Annotated in this window: 20 protein-coding genes; 6 read left to right on the plus strand and 14 right to left on the minus strand. The window is 33.6% G+C overall.

Features of this window, described 5'->3' with window-relative positions:
* Positions 1-7: 7 nt before the first annotated feature.
* The 7 genes from LQZ75_RS09130 to LQZ75_RS09160 all read right to left on the minus strand — a co-directional run bounded on the left by LQZ75_RS09130 (position 8) and on the right by LQZ75_RS09160 (position 3,429).
* On the minus strand, positions 8-286 hold the full coding sequence (locus LQZ75_RS09130; protein ID WP_230097513.1) for a hypothetical protein: 279 nt from the start codon (positions 284-286) through the stop codon (positions 8-10).
* An 11-nt stretch (positions 287-297) separates the two neighbouring features.
* Complete coding sequence (locus LQZ75_RS09135) at positions 298-504, minus strand: hypothetical protein (RefSeq protein ID WP_230097514.1); 207 nt, start codon at positions 502-504, stop codon at positions 298-300.
* Positions 501-644: a hypothetical protein gene (locus tag LQZ75_RS09140; RefSeq protein WP_230097515.1), complete on the minus strand. Its 144-nt coding sequence runs from the start codon at positions 642-644 to the stop codon at positions 501-503. The genes LQZ75_RS09135 and LQZ75_RS09140 overlap by 4 nt, the downstream gene beginning before the upstream one ends.
* A complete protein-coding gene (locus tag LQZ75_RS09145) occupies positions 644-1,420 on the minus strand; it encodes an AAA family ATPase (RefSeq protein WP_230097516.1) in 777 nt (258 codons plus the stop codon). The genes LQZ75_RS09140 and LQZ75_RS09145 overlap by 1 nt, the downstream gene beginning before the upstream one ends.
* On the minus strand, positions 1,413-2,138 hold the full coding sequence (locus LQZ75_RS09150) for a conserved phage C-terminal domain-containing protein (protein ID WP_230097517.1): 726 nt from the start codon (positions 2,136-2,138) through the stop codon (positions 1,413-1,415). The genes LQZ75_RS09145 and LQZ75_RS09150 overlap by 8 nt, the downstream gene beginning before the upstream one ends.
* A gap of 10 nt (positions 2,139-2,148) precedes the next feature.
* Positions 2,149-2,952 carry a tyrosine-type recombinase/integrase gene (locus LQZ75_RS09155; protein ID WP_230097532.1) on the minus strand — a complete coding sequence of 268 codons (804 nt, stop codon included), beginning with the start codon at positions 2,950-2,952 and terminating at the stop codon, positions 2,149-2,151.
* 339 nt (positions 2,953-3,291) lie between these two features.
* Positions 3,292-3,429: a hypothetical protein gene (locus LQZ75_RS09160; protein ID WP_230097518.1), complete on the minus strand. Its 138-nt coding sequence runs from the start codon at positions 3,427-3,429 to the stop codon at positions 3,292-3,294.
* A gap of 238 nt (positions 3,430-3,667) precedes the next feature.
* On the opposite strand from LQZ75_RS09160, the gene LQZ75_RS09165 reads away from it, so the two are divergent.
* Positions 3,668-3,850, plus strand: a complete 183-nt coding sequence (locus LQZ75_RS09165; RefSeq protein ID WP_230097519.1) for a hypothetical protein — start codon at positions 3,668-3,670, stop codon at positions 3,848-3,850.
* Position 3,851: 1 nt separating this feature from the next.
* Here the strand turns inward: LQZ75_RS09165 and LQZ75_RS09170 are convergent, their stop codons facing one another.
* The 3 genes from LQZ75_RS09170 to LQZ75_RS09180 are packed head-to-tail and all read right to left on the minus strand — an operon-like array spanning position 3,852 to position 4,927.
* Entirely contained in the window at positions 3,852-3,998 is a 147-nt protein-coding gene (locus LQZ75_RS09170; protein WP_230097520.1) for a hypothetical protein, read from the minus strand.
* 19 nt (positions 3,999-4,017) lie between these two features.
* Entirely contained in the window at positions 4,018-4,728 is a 711-nt protein-coding gene (locus tag LQZ75_RS09175; protein WP_230097521.1) for an ORF6C domain-containing protein, read from the minus strand.
* Between the two features lie 10 nt (positions 4,729-4,738).
* Positions 4,739-4,927 (minus strand): helix-turn-helix domain-containing protein, encoded by a 189-nt coding sequence (locus tag LQZ75_RS09180; RefSeq protein WP_230097522.1) that lies wholly within the window; start codon positions 4,925-4,927, stop codon positions 4,739-4,741.
* Positions 4,928-5,188: 261 nt separating this feature from the next.
* Here LQZ75_RS09180 and LQZ75_RS09185 point away from each other — a divergent pair, with 261 nt between their 5' ends.
* On the plus strand, positions 5,189-5,536 hold the full coding sequence (locus tag LQZ75_RS09185) for a helix-turn-helix domain-containing protein (protein ID WP_230097523.1): 348 nt from the start codon (positions 5,189-5,191) through the stop codon (positions 5,534-5,536).
* An 11-nt stretch (positions 5,537-5,547) separates the two neighbouring features.
* Entirely contained in the window at positions 5,548-5,955 is a 408-nt protein-coding gene (locus LQZ75_RS09190) for an ImmA/IrrE family metallo-endopeptidase (RefSeq protein ID WP_230097524.1), read from the plus strand.
* A 167-nt stretch (positions 5,956-6,122) separates the two neighbouring features.
* Here the strand turns inward: LQZ75_RS09190 and LQZ75_RS09195 are convergent, their stop codons facing one another.
* On the minus strand, positions 6,123-7,475 hold the full coding sequence (locus tag LQZ75_RS09195; RefSeq protein ID WP_230097525.1) for a hypothetical protein: 1,353 nt from the start codon (positions 7,473-7,475) through the stop codon (positions 6,123-6,125).
* 1,180 nt (positions 7,476-8,655) lie between these two features.
* Here LQZ75_RS09195 and LQZ75_RS09200 point away from each other — a divergent pair.
* From LQZ75_RS09200 to LQZ75_RS09210, 3 genes are read left to right on the plus strand one after another with little or no spacing between them, the layout of a single operon-like run.
* Entirely contained in the window at positions 8,656-9,465 is an 810-nt protein-coding gene (locus LQZ75_RS09200) for a ParA family protein (protein WP_230097526.1), read from the plus strand.
* Positions 9,462-9,803 carry a DUF5388 domain-containing protein gene (locus tag LQZ75_RS09205; RefSeq protein ID WP_230097527.1) on the plus strand — a complete coding sequence of 114 codons (342 nt, stop codon included), beginning with the start codon at positions 9,462-9,464 and terminating at the stop codon, positions 9,801-9,803. The genes LQZ75_RS09200 and LQZ75_RS09205 overlap by 4 nt, the downstream gene beginning before the upstream one ends.
* A gap of 21 nt (positions 9,804-9,824) precedes the next feature.
* On the plus strand, positions 9,825-11,582 hold the full coding sequence (locus LQZ75_RS09210; protein ID WP_230097528.1) for a 6-pyruvoyl-tetrahydropterin synthase-related protein: 1,758 nt from the start codon (positions 9,825-9,827) through the stop codon (positions 11,580-11,582).
* A gap of 601 nt (positions 11,583-12,183) precedes the next feature.
* Here the strand turns inward: LQZ75_RS09210 and LQZ75_RS09215 are convergent.
* The 3 genes from LQZ75_RS09215 to LQZ75_RS09225 are packed head-to-tail and all read right to left on the minus strand — an operon-like array spanning position 12,184 to position 13,940.
* Positions 12,184-13,149, minus strand: a complete 966-nt coding sequence (locus LQZ75_RS09215; RefSeq protein WP_230097529.1) for a GH25 family lysozyme — start codon at positions 13,147-13,149, stop codon at positions 12,184-12,186.
* Position 13,150: 1 nt separating this feature from the next.
* A complete protein-coding gene (locus LQZ75_RS09220) occupies positions 13,151-13,660 on the minus strand; it encodes a phage holin, LLH family (protein ID WP_230097530.1) in 510 nt (169 codons plus the stop codon).
* Position 13,661: 1 nt separating this feature from the next.
* On the minus strand, positions 13,662-13,940 hold the full coding sequence (locus LQZ75_RS09225) for a hypothetical protein (protein WP_230097531.1): 279 nt from the start codon (positions 13,938-13,940) through the stop codon (positions 13,662-13,664).
* Positions 13,941-14,082: the final 142 nt, after the last annotated feature.

Below are 14,082 nucleotides of genomic sequence, written 5' to 3' on the forward strand. Positions count from 1 at the left end.
TGACCTCTTAGCGAATGAATCCGTATGCACGCATATCAGCCAAAGGATCGCGTTTTGATAAAAACATGTCTTCGAATTCTTTTTTGCCGCCATACAATTGGCATGCAATTAAATCAACTGGTCCACGATTTAGCAACACATTCTTTTGATGCCGTGGCTTATACATCCAAAGTGATGTCTTACAAGTGTGACATACCACTATTTTTTGATTAACTCGGCTCTTACGACGATAAACATCACCACATACCGGGCATTGAACTTCAACTTTTAATAATCCTTCATACATAGTTAAATCTCCTAAATTAATTCCATTTGTTCGTACCATTTTTCGCTAAATACTCTTTGGTGCTTATTAGCGCTGTGTGCATTTGCTACATCGTATAAATACTCAAACAAATGCGGATAGAATGTTGGTCGTGTACTGATCAATTGAAATGCATCAGCAAGTGTTAAAACCAATGCTGAAACCCTATCAAATTCTGCTAATTGGACTGGTGTCATCATTCGACCTCCTTAACCACGTATACACTCGAACTAATCATGTTCAATTTCCACGCTGCAACTAATGCTGTTTGCATTTTTTCAAAAACTAAATCCTGGTCCCAAAACATTTCAGCACCTTGCTGCTTCCCCAATTGAAACATCACACACCTCGCACATCTTTCATCTTGTTGAACGCCAAGCGCTGCTCTTTGTTCTTTGGGATCAATCGACTAATTAATTTTTCGTTGTACATTTGTTCAAGTTCGCTCTGCAAATTATTTGTTGTGATAATCGTTGTACGTACGATTGAATTTGTATTTAAATCAAAGCGGCTATTTGCCACTCGATACATCATCTCTTGCATGTCTTTACGAACTGGACTGAATTTATCGCCCTTCATGCCGCCTTCAGTCCCAAAATCATCAAGTAATAACACATCGACTTCTTTCATCGCTTTTTCAATTTTTTTAATTTGTTTGGCAACATCGCTGTAATCATATTGTTGGCCAATCATACTAGCTAATTCAGCAGTGCTAACGAACATTGTTGTCTTAGTAGTGCCTAACTTATCCAACATCGCCAAGGCTAAAGATGTTTTACCGACACCACGACTTCCTAGCATGAATACATTACCTGGTTCGTTTTCTAATTTCTTACAAAGCTTATATGCCTGATTACCAATTACCTTAGCCGAATCACCATCTTGTAAATCAACATTCCAATCCTGAAATGTGAATTTCATTCGTTGATCAGATGGCCAAACTGACATTACATCAAACCAGCGCCGAATTTTAGCTTGATAATTAGCCCAACCTTTTTCAAACGCCTGTCTATCACGTTCTTCTTTTGTCGGTAAATTGTTCATATCAATCCCATGCTTAGCAGCAAGCGCAGCAATTTGTTTTGGATCAAACCTGACTTGTCCTAAATCACTCATAGTAGCGCTCCTGTTTCTTTGGATTAATAGGTTGTTGGTTTAAGTAACCTTCAAATTTATTACCAAACAGTGTTGATGGTTGTAAATAAGTTGCCCATTCAGTTCCAGTCCATTGCTCTACCTTTGTGTTAATTACTTTTTTGAAATCATCAACCGTAAAGCCTTCGTTAAAACGTGCTTTGATTAAGTCTTTTGTCTTTTTGGTGGTAACTTTGTACCCACCACCATTCAATTTATTCAATTTGAAATTCAGATAATCAACAATTTCAACTACTGATTTTTGAAACGACGTGTTGCTTGGCAACACATTATTATTTTGTTGATATTTATTATTGTTAGTAATTATTGAGTTATTATTTATTACTGTTGCCTTATCCAACATAGGATTTTCCAACATAGGCTTATTCAACGTAGGTTTAATAGACATAGGTGAAGATGAAATCTCCCAGACTGAACTTACTAACTGTCCTTTATCATTGCGAGTTCTGGTTCGCTTTAAGTAACCAGCCTTTTCTAATTCATCAAGACCAGTTCGAAGACTGTCACGGCCGTCCGTTGCATGCTTTGACACCTCTGTCTCATAAAAGTCCCAATTGTCAGATTGAGAGTAGATATAAAGAAATATCCCCCGAGCTTTCCAGCTCAATGTGTGGTCTTGTGCCAGCCGATTTGACACAACAGTATAATTAACTGCTTCAACTTTATTAACACGTACCATAATTACTCCTCTAAACGTTGTGAATTTGTCTAAATTTAACTGATAATTCGTTTGGATCTAAGTGGGTGTAAATTGTTGTTGTTTTAATGCTTGAGTGTCCCAACATTTGTTGCAATTCAGTTGAATCACCACCATTTTCAATGAATTGTTTCGCAAAATAATGTCGCAGTGAGTGCGGATATACTTTAGCCTTATCAACCTTTGCTTTAGATGCAGCTGCTTTAAGCTCCTGACGGTACCAGGATTGCGTTTTTGCAAATATAATTTCGTCCTTACCCTTATAAGTCATGAATTTCTTTAACAGCTTCTTAACAAACACTGGGATTGAGATTGAGCGCGTTTTACCTTTGTTCTCGATAGATATAACCTTTTTGTCTAAATCGTCCTTAGAAAGCGCACAAAGCTCTGAAATACGTAGACCTGTATTTGCAATCGTTAGAATGAATAAATTTAATTCTTCGTTGGTATGCTTTAACAAGCGTTTGTATTCTTTTTGGTTAATCGACTCACGATGCGAAACCATTTGCTGCTTAAACTGTTTAACTTTTAAATCTGTTGATTCAGCCCAATTAAGATAAATATTTATGGCCACAATCTTTTGGTTGAGTGTACTTAATTTGTAATCGTAATCATCTTTAAGATGCATTTTGTACTCAATTAAATTTTCTTTTTCAACGTGTGTAATGTTATTACATTCACACCAATCATCTAGTTGGCGTAGCGTATTTTGATAATTCTTAATCGTATTTTTAGCCAATTCATTTTCACGACAATATAGTAAATATTCATGGATTTTTAGCGACAAAATAACCACCTCCTTCAAATCCTTCACTTGCGAATACCTTATATAATCGAAAGCGTATTAAATAGCTCATAGTCCTTGCTATCACTACTTTAAGCTCGTTAATTTTTTGAACATCTTTTTCGATTAAATAGCTACTTTTTTATCTTAAAAAAATGCCTTATCCCTGTACTATTTGGCATAAGACGTGTTATAATTTCCTCCGATAAGTTTATTAGTTTGCCAATCACTCGTTATGGGTGGTTGGTTTTTTTGTGTCCTGTGACCGTTTAATATGCTTGTTACGGTAGTTGCTATACCAATCAGCTAAACCTGCTAGTGCCCATATTAGAGCGATTATCAACACTGAAATCATAAGTTAATAATGTGGTTATTCATCAACCACACGATTGCTAGTCCAGTAACAACAATGATTGTCATGGCTGCGTGAAACATTAGTTCATTTGCTGAAACGTTTTCTGTTTCAAATTCTACGAAAAATTTATGCATAACTTCTCTCCTTTATTTAATTTTCAATTAACATTATTCATTTAGCCTTTAATAATATTGATGTCATAACCATAAAGAGTATGCTTATGACATAGGTTTGTAACTGTTCTAATAATTTACATGGGGGTGTAAATTGGGGGACTACAGTTACAAACTTTTTTTATTTCAATCATTTAAGTGATATTCTTTAATAACTGGCATTGCACTGCCTAGTTATTTGAAAGGAGGGCACATAGGTATGACTGATAAAGAACAAATTGCTCATGACAAAGCCATCGCTTATACTCAAGCTACTTTTCTAAGAGATCTTAATAAACAAAATGAACAACCTCATCACAAAATTACTCATTCCGTAGAGGAAGTAGATTTATTCAATTACACTTATTCACAAGCTTTCAAGTTGTTCTTCAATGAATATTAATTTATTCAAGAATGTGGTTATTTTGAGCTTCGCCAATCATGTATATAACATCTCTTAGAATGAAGACTGCATCTTTTTCTAAGAGGTGTTTTTCTTTTAGTTCTTCCAAAATATCCTTTGAAATTTGGTTCATTTCTTTTTTATCCATTTTCATTTCCTCCTAATTTCTAAACGGCAAGTGCAGTTTGTGAGTTTAATTGACGGATTAGCAAGGTCATATTGATTGATGGTTGCCAGTGATGTGTGTAATCAATAGCTTCATCAAAGCGACGCATTGCTAACGAGTCGTAGCGTGGCAATTCAAAATACTGTTTGAAATCACGACCAAATTCAGCAAACACGTTCTTACTTAATTGCTTGTACGCCGGTGCATTTTTACCACCTAAAATGGTAATAACCTGCTTACGTCGAGCGATCGTTAATGTTTCAGCCATGTTAGCTGGTAAGCCCATGTTGTCCTTGATATCTTCAATTTCAGTTTCAACTGCAATGAAGCGTTCATTATGTTCTTGCCAACCTTTGAGCGCCAAACTAACTTGTTCTTGTGTGGTCATTGGACGTTGAGTGTAACTTCCGGTTTTTCGAATGCTTGGTAATACTTCTTCTGTTACCCAATCCTGAAACCGTTCAGCAGTGTCGTTGTTAGCTTTCATAGTTAACTTATAGAATTGTGGTTCAGTGATGAAATCGCCTCGTTTGATAAGTTGTCCATTTTCGGACAACCCCAGATATTCATTAACTCGTTCCCAGCGAACATATACATTTCCTTTAGACGTCTTGGTGAGCCCAATTCCTAACGCAGCTGTTTCTGCATCGAACAAAATTCGTCCGTTTTCTTCTTTAACTTTTAAACCGTTGAATACTTGTAATTCGTCCATTTCTTTTCTCCTATTTACGTTTCAATAAATCATCAATAGTTACATCTAATAGAGCTGCAACTTTTCGAATCTTATAAACATCTGGCTTGTTGTAATCCCACTTTCCAATAGAACCATTTGAAAGCTCGGCTTGTTGTTCAATCTTTCGAATTGATTTACCTTGCATTCGTGCAAAGTGCTTAATATTTTCATAAATCAAATTTTTAACCTCCTTAATAGTAATATTCTTTTGACAATGTATAGAAAATATTCTATACTATATTTAAATAATAAAGACGTCAAAAAAACGCCTTTATCATTTAATGCTTGTTATATCTTGATTCACGCCAATGATTACTTGATATAACTTGTTTTGAAAACAATGTTTTTAGAAAATATCCTATCAACACTTTTATTTTATAGGATATTTTCTATATAGTCAACATAAATATATAAAATATTCTATGAAAGTCGGTATGTTATGTCTGAAACCTTTAAAGAACGTGTAATTAAAGTATGGAAAGAAAAGAGACCTGATATTAAATCAGTTCGTAAATTAGAAATGGAAATAGGTTTGAGTAATGGTTCTATTGCCAGTTGGAATACATCAAAACCAACAGAAGATAAAATAAAAAAAGTTGCATCTTTTTTTAAAATACCTGTAAGCTATTTATTAAATGAAACTGATGATATGACACCGTCAGCGTCTGAAAAGCACATTCCTGATATTAGCACTGACGATGTATTCTTTTTTGAAGGTCAAGAAGTTGATGAAGACACAATGGAATACATAAGAGAGACTTTACGACGTATTAAAAAAAATAACTAGGACGTACATGTATGGATTATATCTACGAGTTGTTAAATATTGCTATGGAAAAAGGGATTGGTGTACAGTTAGACAATAACTTAAATCCCAATATTAACTCATGGTGTAAGACCAGTTTAAATTTCATTATGGTTAATATGAATTATAAAGATAAACAGCAAATACCATTTCAATTTGCTCACGAATTGGGGCATATATTGAATGGCGATACATCAAGTGCTAAGCTATCATTCAATAGCCATGCGTACAATAAGACGGAGTATGCTGCACACGTTACTGGTATTAAGTTACTTGTATCGTTGTACGCAAAAAAAGCCCACGAACTCAACTATGTTAAATTCATGGACATGTTCGCTATTCCTGATCGTATGACTGATGTGGTTATAACTGAACTAAACAAAAAGGCTACACAGTATTAATTTACTGGTAGCCTTTTTTCGTTATCGTTCAAAACGATCTCGGCATTCACATTAATTCGTAGTCGTTCAAAACGACCTCGAAACTAAAATAATAAACATGCATATAAACACGCCCTGCAACTACATACTAGTGTACTTGCAAGTAAGCTTTTTTTATTTTTTTTGCTTTAGAATGGTTTAAGTACCCCAGCTTCAATTGCTGTTTGAATATTTTTATATGGCGAATTATGAACATCACCGTACTGCTTATCCATCTGTTCAAATAAATCTTCCATGTGTTTTTTTGTTTTTCTAAGATGTTCCTCTACTTTTTCAGATATATTTAAATTTGAAAAACCAGGTGTTAAAACAGCTTCTAAATATCCTTGAAAAATAAAAACATAATCACTAAAGTTACTGTGAACAAAACTATAGTGGTAGCTTTTCTCTCCGAATGCATGATAGTACATTTCTTGGGCTAATTGGTAATGATTGCTGTGTTCATTTAAATTTTTTTCAAAAATCTTGGTATTAAGTCGAATTGTATTTGGATCTTCTGGATCATAATAAGTTTTATCATCCATAGTTGCCATAAATTTTCCGAACAGACCTGCGAGTAAATCACTTGCTTGCAAACCAAGATAATCTTTAGAATCAAGGTCTTCTTTAACATTATAAAATCCATTACTTTTTAATCCATCGCTAGGCGCACCTTCGTCTAAAAATATTGTAATTGAATCTTTTATGTTATCAATATCATCAAAATTTTCTTGCTGTTCTAATATAAATAAATCCAATCCGTAAGCTAAATGATCTGTAGGAAAAGAATATTCTGTTATATTTATATATTCTTTTCTAAAGATACGACTTGTTGAATTAATTATTTTTATTAATTGCTTATATTCCAAAATTTGGTTTTTTGCTCTAGGACTATGCGCATATTTTTTATTAGCAGCAAGCAATTGTTTTTTTAAAATTTCTAGTAGTTCAAAAGTGCTTTTTGAACTACTTTCAAAAACTTCCGTAAATTTGCTTTGTAAATACTTATCCTCTGTTCGTAAAAATTTTGTAATTGTATATATTACAGCAAATGAGTTTACTTTAAATTTTGTAGTATTCCTATCAAGAAAATAAAACCATTCTTTTAATCTTTTAGCAATAAACACTTCTGTCTTATCAAAAGAGCTTAATTGAAATTTACTTCCAGTATTATCAATAAGTTGAAATAATGCAATATATAAATCTGCTGTTACTTTATTAATATCTGAAATAACAGGTAATTTTTCATGTATGATATTGTTTGCCTTTAGCTCTTTAGATTTGGTAAATTTATGAGTTTTACTTTTATACACATTAATTATCTCTTGAAATCCATCATCAAATTCATCTTGTTTATCTTTTGGTATAGCAAGGTAAACACCAAAATATGAAGGTATATCATCACTGCCATCAAAAAAATTAAATTGTGCCTCCTTAGAAGGAGAGATTCTAAGTGTTTTTGTCGGTCCCTTTTCATCAAAATAAATATTTACATTTTTCATATAAGAAATCTCCAATTCCAAACTAGTTTACATAAATAATATTATCCTAAGTTGTTGATATATCAACGTTAAACGGACTTTGTGAAATTACCCTTGTGAAAATATCTTTGTTCGGTTTTGTTCGTATTATTTTATCAGCTTTTTTATTTCACAAACTTTAAATCTAAGAAAACTTCACAATCTTCTTGTATGTGGCAACTTAGTCTATAATCCAAACTACTTTTTAAATCTTTTGAACTTATGTACTTGACTTTGAACTGCGATTTTTTGCTTGATTGAGTGTTTAGTTGGTTGAGCTCAAGATAGAGTTTTCCCTTGAATTTGGGAAGTAGAAAACTCTAACGTATTTACTTGACCGAGGCCTAGCCGTATATCGCATTATAATAGTTGTATCAAGTTTTGGTTGTTACACCACTGAGTATACCAATTCTACATTCTCGAATTGATCCAAAATAAAAACGCCCTATTTGGACGCTTGATAAATCTATGAATTTGTATTCTATTTACCAAGCATATAACTTAGCTCCAGTGCCTTAGCACTCGCTTTTCCTCCAGACTTTTAATTAGTGAGAGTCGCCTTAACTCTCCATCACACGAGTAGATACAACTATACTCTATGCAACGCCCACTTGTTTTTGTGAAGTTGTCGCTGGGAAGATACGACATGTCCCTTTGTTTCGCTTAACTTATGCACGATTGGCTTTCTCGCCACAACTTTAACCCCACATAGCACTCACGCTTACTGACAGTGTTTGTCCTCACCTGTCGTCGAAAATCACTCACATTGACCATGCAGTAAGAACATGATACAATATACCCATATTGAGTCGAATTTGTATTCGGGGGCATCGCAATTGACAGTTGCGGTGGCTTTTTCTTTTTGAAGGTACTTAGCTAATTGCTAGGTGCCTTTTTTGTATGTTCTAAGAATAGCATAAGTTAATTATATTCGCAACAACTTTATCTTTCTTGCATGCAAGAATGCAATAATACTTTAATACAATGATACATTAATGCAATAATACTTTAATACAATAATACACGTATGTCATGAACGCTGATTTCTAGGCATTTTATGCTCGCATGCAAATATTAAAGCATGCCATAATATTTGCATGCAAAAATACAATAATGCTATAATACATTCATACAATAATACATGACTTTTAGGAGGTTATTTATGAGTGCTAAAATTATCGTTTATACGAACCACAAGGGTGGAACTGGTAAGACCACAACTGCTACAATGACTGGTCTCGGCTTTTCTCGAAAAGGACTAAAGACGTTGCTACTTGATTTAGATCCACAAGCTAATGCAACTGATTTGTATTTCAAGACAAAAACCTTGATTACTGAAAAAGTTGAAAGTTTTGATACTACATTATTGAAAGCAATTCAAAATCAAGACTTAGCTTCAGCAATCGTTAAGCTAAATAATAATCTTGATTTCATTCCATCAAGCGCCGATTTCAGTTTATACCCACGTTATATGGAAGATATGTTTGAAGATTATACCGAACGTGTTAAATATCTATCAACTTTAATTGAGCCGTTGCGTGAGCAATACGACATTATTATTATTGATTTACCACCTACAATCAGCTTAATTACTGACAGTGCCTTATATGCGTGCGATTGGGCTATTCCTGTTATGCAAACACACGAACGTTCATATCAAGGTATTGAAAGCGTGATTGACTACATGCAAAATACCATTATCAATGAGTTTAAAGCACCTAATTTGCAGATATTGGCAATCTTGGCGGTATTATTAAAGAACGGCGCACCAATTGACATTAGTACACTTAAACAAGCTAAAGACGAATTTGGGGAAGATAACTTTTTCAAAACCACCGTCCGTAACATGGAACGTTTAAAACGTTATGACGTAACTGGCGTGACCAGCAAAGACCAATATGATAAGAAAGTAAGTGCAGTTTATGATGGAATTGTAACCGAAATCATCGAACGCATGGGAGATAACAAATGAGTGGATTAATTAATAACCCAAATAAAATCATCGAACGCAAGCCAATCTTGAAGCCAGCTAATGAGTTTACTATGGCTGATTTAAATACACCTGAAAAACCAGTTAAGAAGGCAGAAGTTAAATCAGTGACTTATTCAAGCAGTGTTCGCATGGATAACCACATTAAGAACCAATTGCAAGCCATGACGCTGATTGGTGTTGCCAGCACACAACAAGACGCAATTGATCGTATGCTGGTTGAGTGGCGCAATCATGCAGATGAAGATACGTTAAAGATGTTTGATTTACAAGTTAGCATGTTAGAGAAAAAAGATGCGCTTAATTTTAATAAGAAATAGTAGGGGCTTTTGGAGTACAAAATGAATTTTTTCAAAAAACGATTGGTTCCGTATGGCTTTTTATTAGCCGTGGCCATTATTAGTATATGGATATTTTATCCATCGCCATTTAAATTTACGACAGGGATTGATGCCATTTTTCATTTGAATAGAATTAGAGAAATTGACCATGCTTTGGCGAATCATAATTCTATCAGTATGTTATATAGTTTTGATTCCTTTGCAAACGTAGGGACTGCTGTTCAACAATTCTATCCAAATAAAATGTTGATAGTTTTTGGATGGCTACACCTAATAACAAATAATTTTATAGTTAGTATCTTTTTGGGACTAATTTTTTATAGTTTTGTTGGATTAATTGTAAGCTACGAATGTTGGCTTGCGTACAATGATAATCGTAAGCAAGCTTTAGTTTTTAGTTTAGTATTCAACCTATCAATATATCATGGGCTTCAACTTTTATGGTCTTTCGATCTAGGACAGTGGTTAGCCATGTTGTGGTTGCCAATAATATTTTTAGGTGCGCATGAAATTTTAGAAAAAAACAGATATAGAGGAAGCTTAATAGTGGCGGTAGGACTACTATTAATTTCGGCAACACATATTCTATCCGCTGTTTTATCAGCAGTTGTTCTATTTGCAATTTGGTTAGGCTATGTATTCTTTGATCGAAAGCAAATAATTAGCAAAACTCTAAAATGTATTTTGGCGTTTTTCCTGATTATAATAGGTAATTTACAATTTATTATTTATTATCATCAATTAGGGAGCTTTATTGAACAACCATATGAATTTTTATTGGAAGAGTTCACAGTAGACTATAATCAATTAGTTTTAATTTCAACGAAAAATAGCATGCATCAAAGTTCATTGGGACTATTTTTTATATTTGTTATAGTTTTTTATTTACTCAATTTTAGAAAAGCAACAAAAAGAACTCATGTATTGATGACAATTTTAGTTATAATAACAATTATTACATCGAACTACATTCCTTGGGCTCTATTTAATAAAACACCAATTTCAATTATTCAATTTCCAAATAGATTTTATGCGTTGGCTACTTTGTTTGTGGCAATAATATTCACAGAAATGTGGGCTACCATTACCGAAAATCAAAAAGCAAGTAAACAAAAGAGAACATATATTTATCTTATTATGGCAATTCTATTCATGCAATTTGGTTCAGAGTTAGTTACTCGTGTACATGTTGAATCAAAAAGTACAACAATTAAAAATGAAGAGCAAAACAGTTCAGCGTGGATTATTCAAAATAGACAACCAGAAGATTTGTTTTTAAAAAAATTAAATTCAAGAAACGTAGATTTTAATTTAAATATGATAGTTCATTCAGGTAATATTATTGATTATTGGCCTAAAAAGAGTGTTTATTTTAAACAATCAATTTTGGAGCAAAAAATTTTGAGTAATAATAATATGGCATATTATATTAGCAATCCGATTCAAAAGAATAATATGATTTCATTTAGCGTTCATAGTCAATATAAGAATCGCAAACTTGATTTACCTATTTTAAATTATAAAAATCAATATGAGATGTATGTAAACGGCAGTAAGATAGATTATACAGAATCAAATCGAGGAACGGTTGAATTTGTAACGCCAAGTAATAATGTAACCGTGACATTATTACCTAAGCATTTAAAAAGTAATCAATTATTGATGCTTCTTTATTATTTTGAGGTGTTACTATTACTAATTGGAATATTTTTTACAGATAAAATAAATCGTAAATTTGGTCAATATAAAAGTTTGTAATAATTAAACATACAAAAAAAGCCCCCGGCCAATTAAGGTCAGGGGTTTTCTTGTCTTATAAAGCACAAGCATTACACTATTAGGGAGTATTTTAATATTAAAACTGTTATAGTAATATTGCAATTATTTAGTTTGATAACAAAAAAATCCCAACCATTTAAATGGAAGGGACTTCTCTGATATTTAATTTGTCAATATACCATTAAGAACAAAAGGATTGCTTATATAATAATTCAATTAGAATAATATTGCAAGTTTTTAATCTTAATAAGTAAACAAATAAAAAATACCTAACTAATTAAGGCTAGGTATTCTACTAAGTTTAAGTAGTTACACTTCAAAAATAAGATGACTTAAGAATAAAACTATATAAAATAAATATCAAGTAACCTTACCATAATTTTAATGATTTTAATTAATAATATACCCTCGGATAAAATTAAAGTGAATTTTTGCATTATAATTTTTCAATTTTAATAAGTAAACAAACAAAAAAGACCTAACCAATTAAGGCTAGGTCTTTTTTGGCTATATTATTATTCTTAATTATTCGAGAGAATACAGTCATTGTAGTTCACTTTAGATATTTTGACAAATAAATTTACTCGATGATAATATGCCCCCGATTCAAATTAGATTGAATTTGCTTAACAGTCGCTTGTCCTGCATATCCATCAGGATAAACATGTAAACGTGCTTGAAGTGCTGAAATCGTGGCTGGTCCAAAGTAACCATCAGCTTGAACACCTAACACTTGTTGTAAATTGTAAATCATTTGTGATCCACCACTTGCTACCTGAATGTTCATAAAGTTAGGCGCAAATTGAGCTGAATACTTAGATTGCCCACTAATCACACCATCTTGTACCGTGCCTAATACACGTTGCATAGCTTTAATCGTTGCTTGTCCCGCATAGCCATCAACAGTAATGACATCAGGCTTATTTACGTACCCATTCATTGTAATTCCCGTTAAATCAACGTTACCGTCAAGGCCACCTAATACGTATGTGCTAGTGAATTGCCACATACCAATCCCTGCCATGCTAGGGAAGTAATCAAATAATGGTTCACTACGTACTTGGTAATCTGGATAAGCTGCTAACCACAAATGACTAGGGTATTTACTCAAGAAACGAGCAACATCAACGTGGGCATAGATGTATGGTTTACCAGTGTATAGCATTGGCGTGTAGCCAGCTTGTGAAATGCGATCCATTGCATAAAGAATGGCATTAGTATTGTTAGTTATATTTCCGCTAGCGCCTTGTTCATAATCAATGGCTACAATTGAGCCTTTAGGCGTTTTAATTCGTGGTAAGAAGTAATCTAACACCAGTTTGGCTTTGTTAGCATCACCACCCACTTCAAACCAAATATAGGTATGAAGTCGTAAATCAGCCATTGTTGTTAGTTGAGTTGGATAGGTAGCTTGATTATAGATACCAGTAGCTGGACTATAACCCCCAATTTGTAGAATAGCGAAGCTATCACGGCCGTAGCCACGTTTACCATTGGGACCTTGCCAACGTGCTTGGTCAGTCCCATATGCTTTAATTTGTGCCATTTTAGTCCTCCTTAACTGGAACAAGCGCATTAATTGCATCAATCGCTTGTTGCTTTTCATCAATTTTAGCTAGGATATTAGCTGATTGTTCTTTTAAAGTTGCCAATTCTTGAGCGGCTGAATTAGCTACTTGTGCTTGATTTTCAGCAACTGCCACTTCAGCTTGTTTAGCATACACGGCATGAAGTTGGTCAACTTGTTGGCTGTATGCACGTTCAATTTCATTAGCGATTAATGTTTCATCTGCTGGTTTCAAACCAGCTTTAGCAAGTTGAGTTTGAACTTCATTAATGGCAGCTTGATGTTTTTGCCGAGAAGTTAAATTATTGAGAATGCCTGACTTCTCAACTGAAACAACCGCTGCATTGGCTAAAGTCGCTAATGTGGCAATTGTTTTTTGTTGGCTTGAAGTTGTTGCATACTCTTTTAATTTGGCAGTTACAAACCCACCTAGTGCCGTGATAATGATTACACCGATTGCTTCAATTAATTGTGTGATTGATTGTTCCATGTTATTTGTCCTCCGTACGGCTAAAAAGCTCGTCAATTTGTGCGTCATGTTTGGCGAAATGAATATCGTGTTCAGCTAATTTCTTGTTAGTGTTTTTTTGTTCTGCTACTTGTGCGTCAACGCTTGATTTAAGTCCATTTATGGCATCTTTCAGCGGTTCAATTAACGTGTTAATCTTGGCCACAAAAGCCGCTCCTGAAATTTTAATCAAATAACCAAGCACACCAAAAAGGAACGTTAGTACCGCTACCAACGTCCCCCAGTCTGTTATATCTTGCATCTATCAACCTCTATATGTTTAATCGGGCATCTCACCCATTCGGCATTTAAGTATACTGACTAATCAATTATTAAGCTGGTTGTTGATCAGCTTGTGGTTGTGGTGCTAACATTGCGTCCACATTCGCTTTAAACTTAGCGAT

The organism is Periweissella fabaria (assembly GCF_918814575.1).
GTDB classification, from domain to species: domain Bacteria; phylum Bacillota; class Bacilli; order Lactobacillales; family Lactobacillaceae; genus Periweissella; species Periweissella fabaria.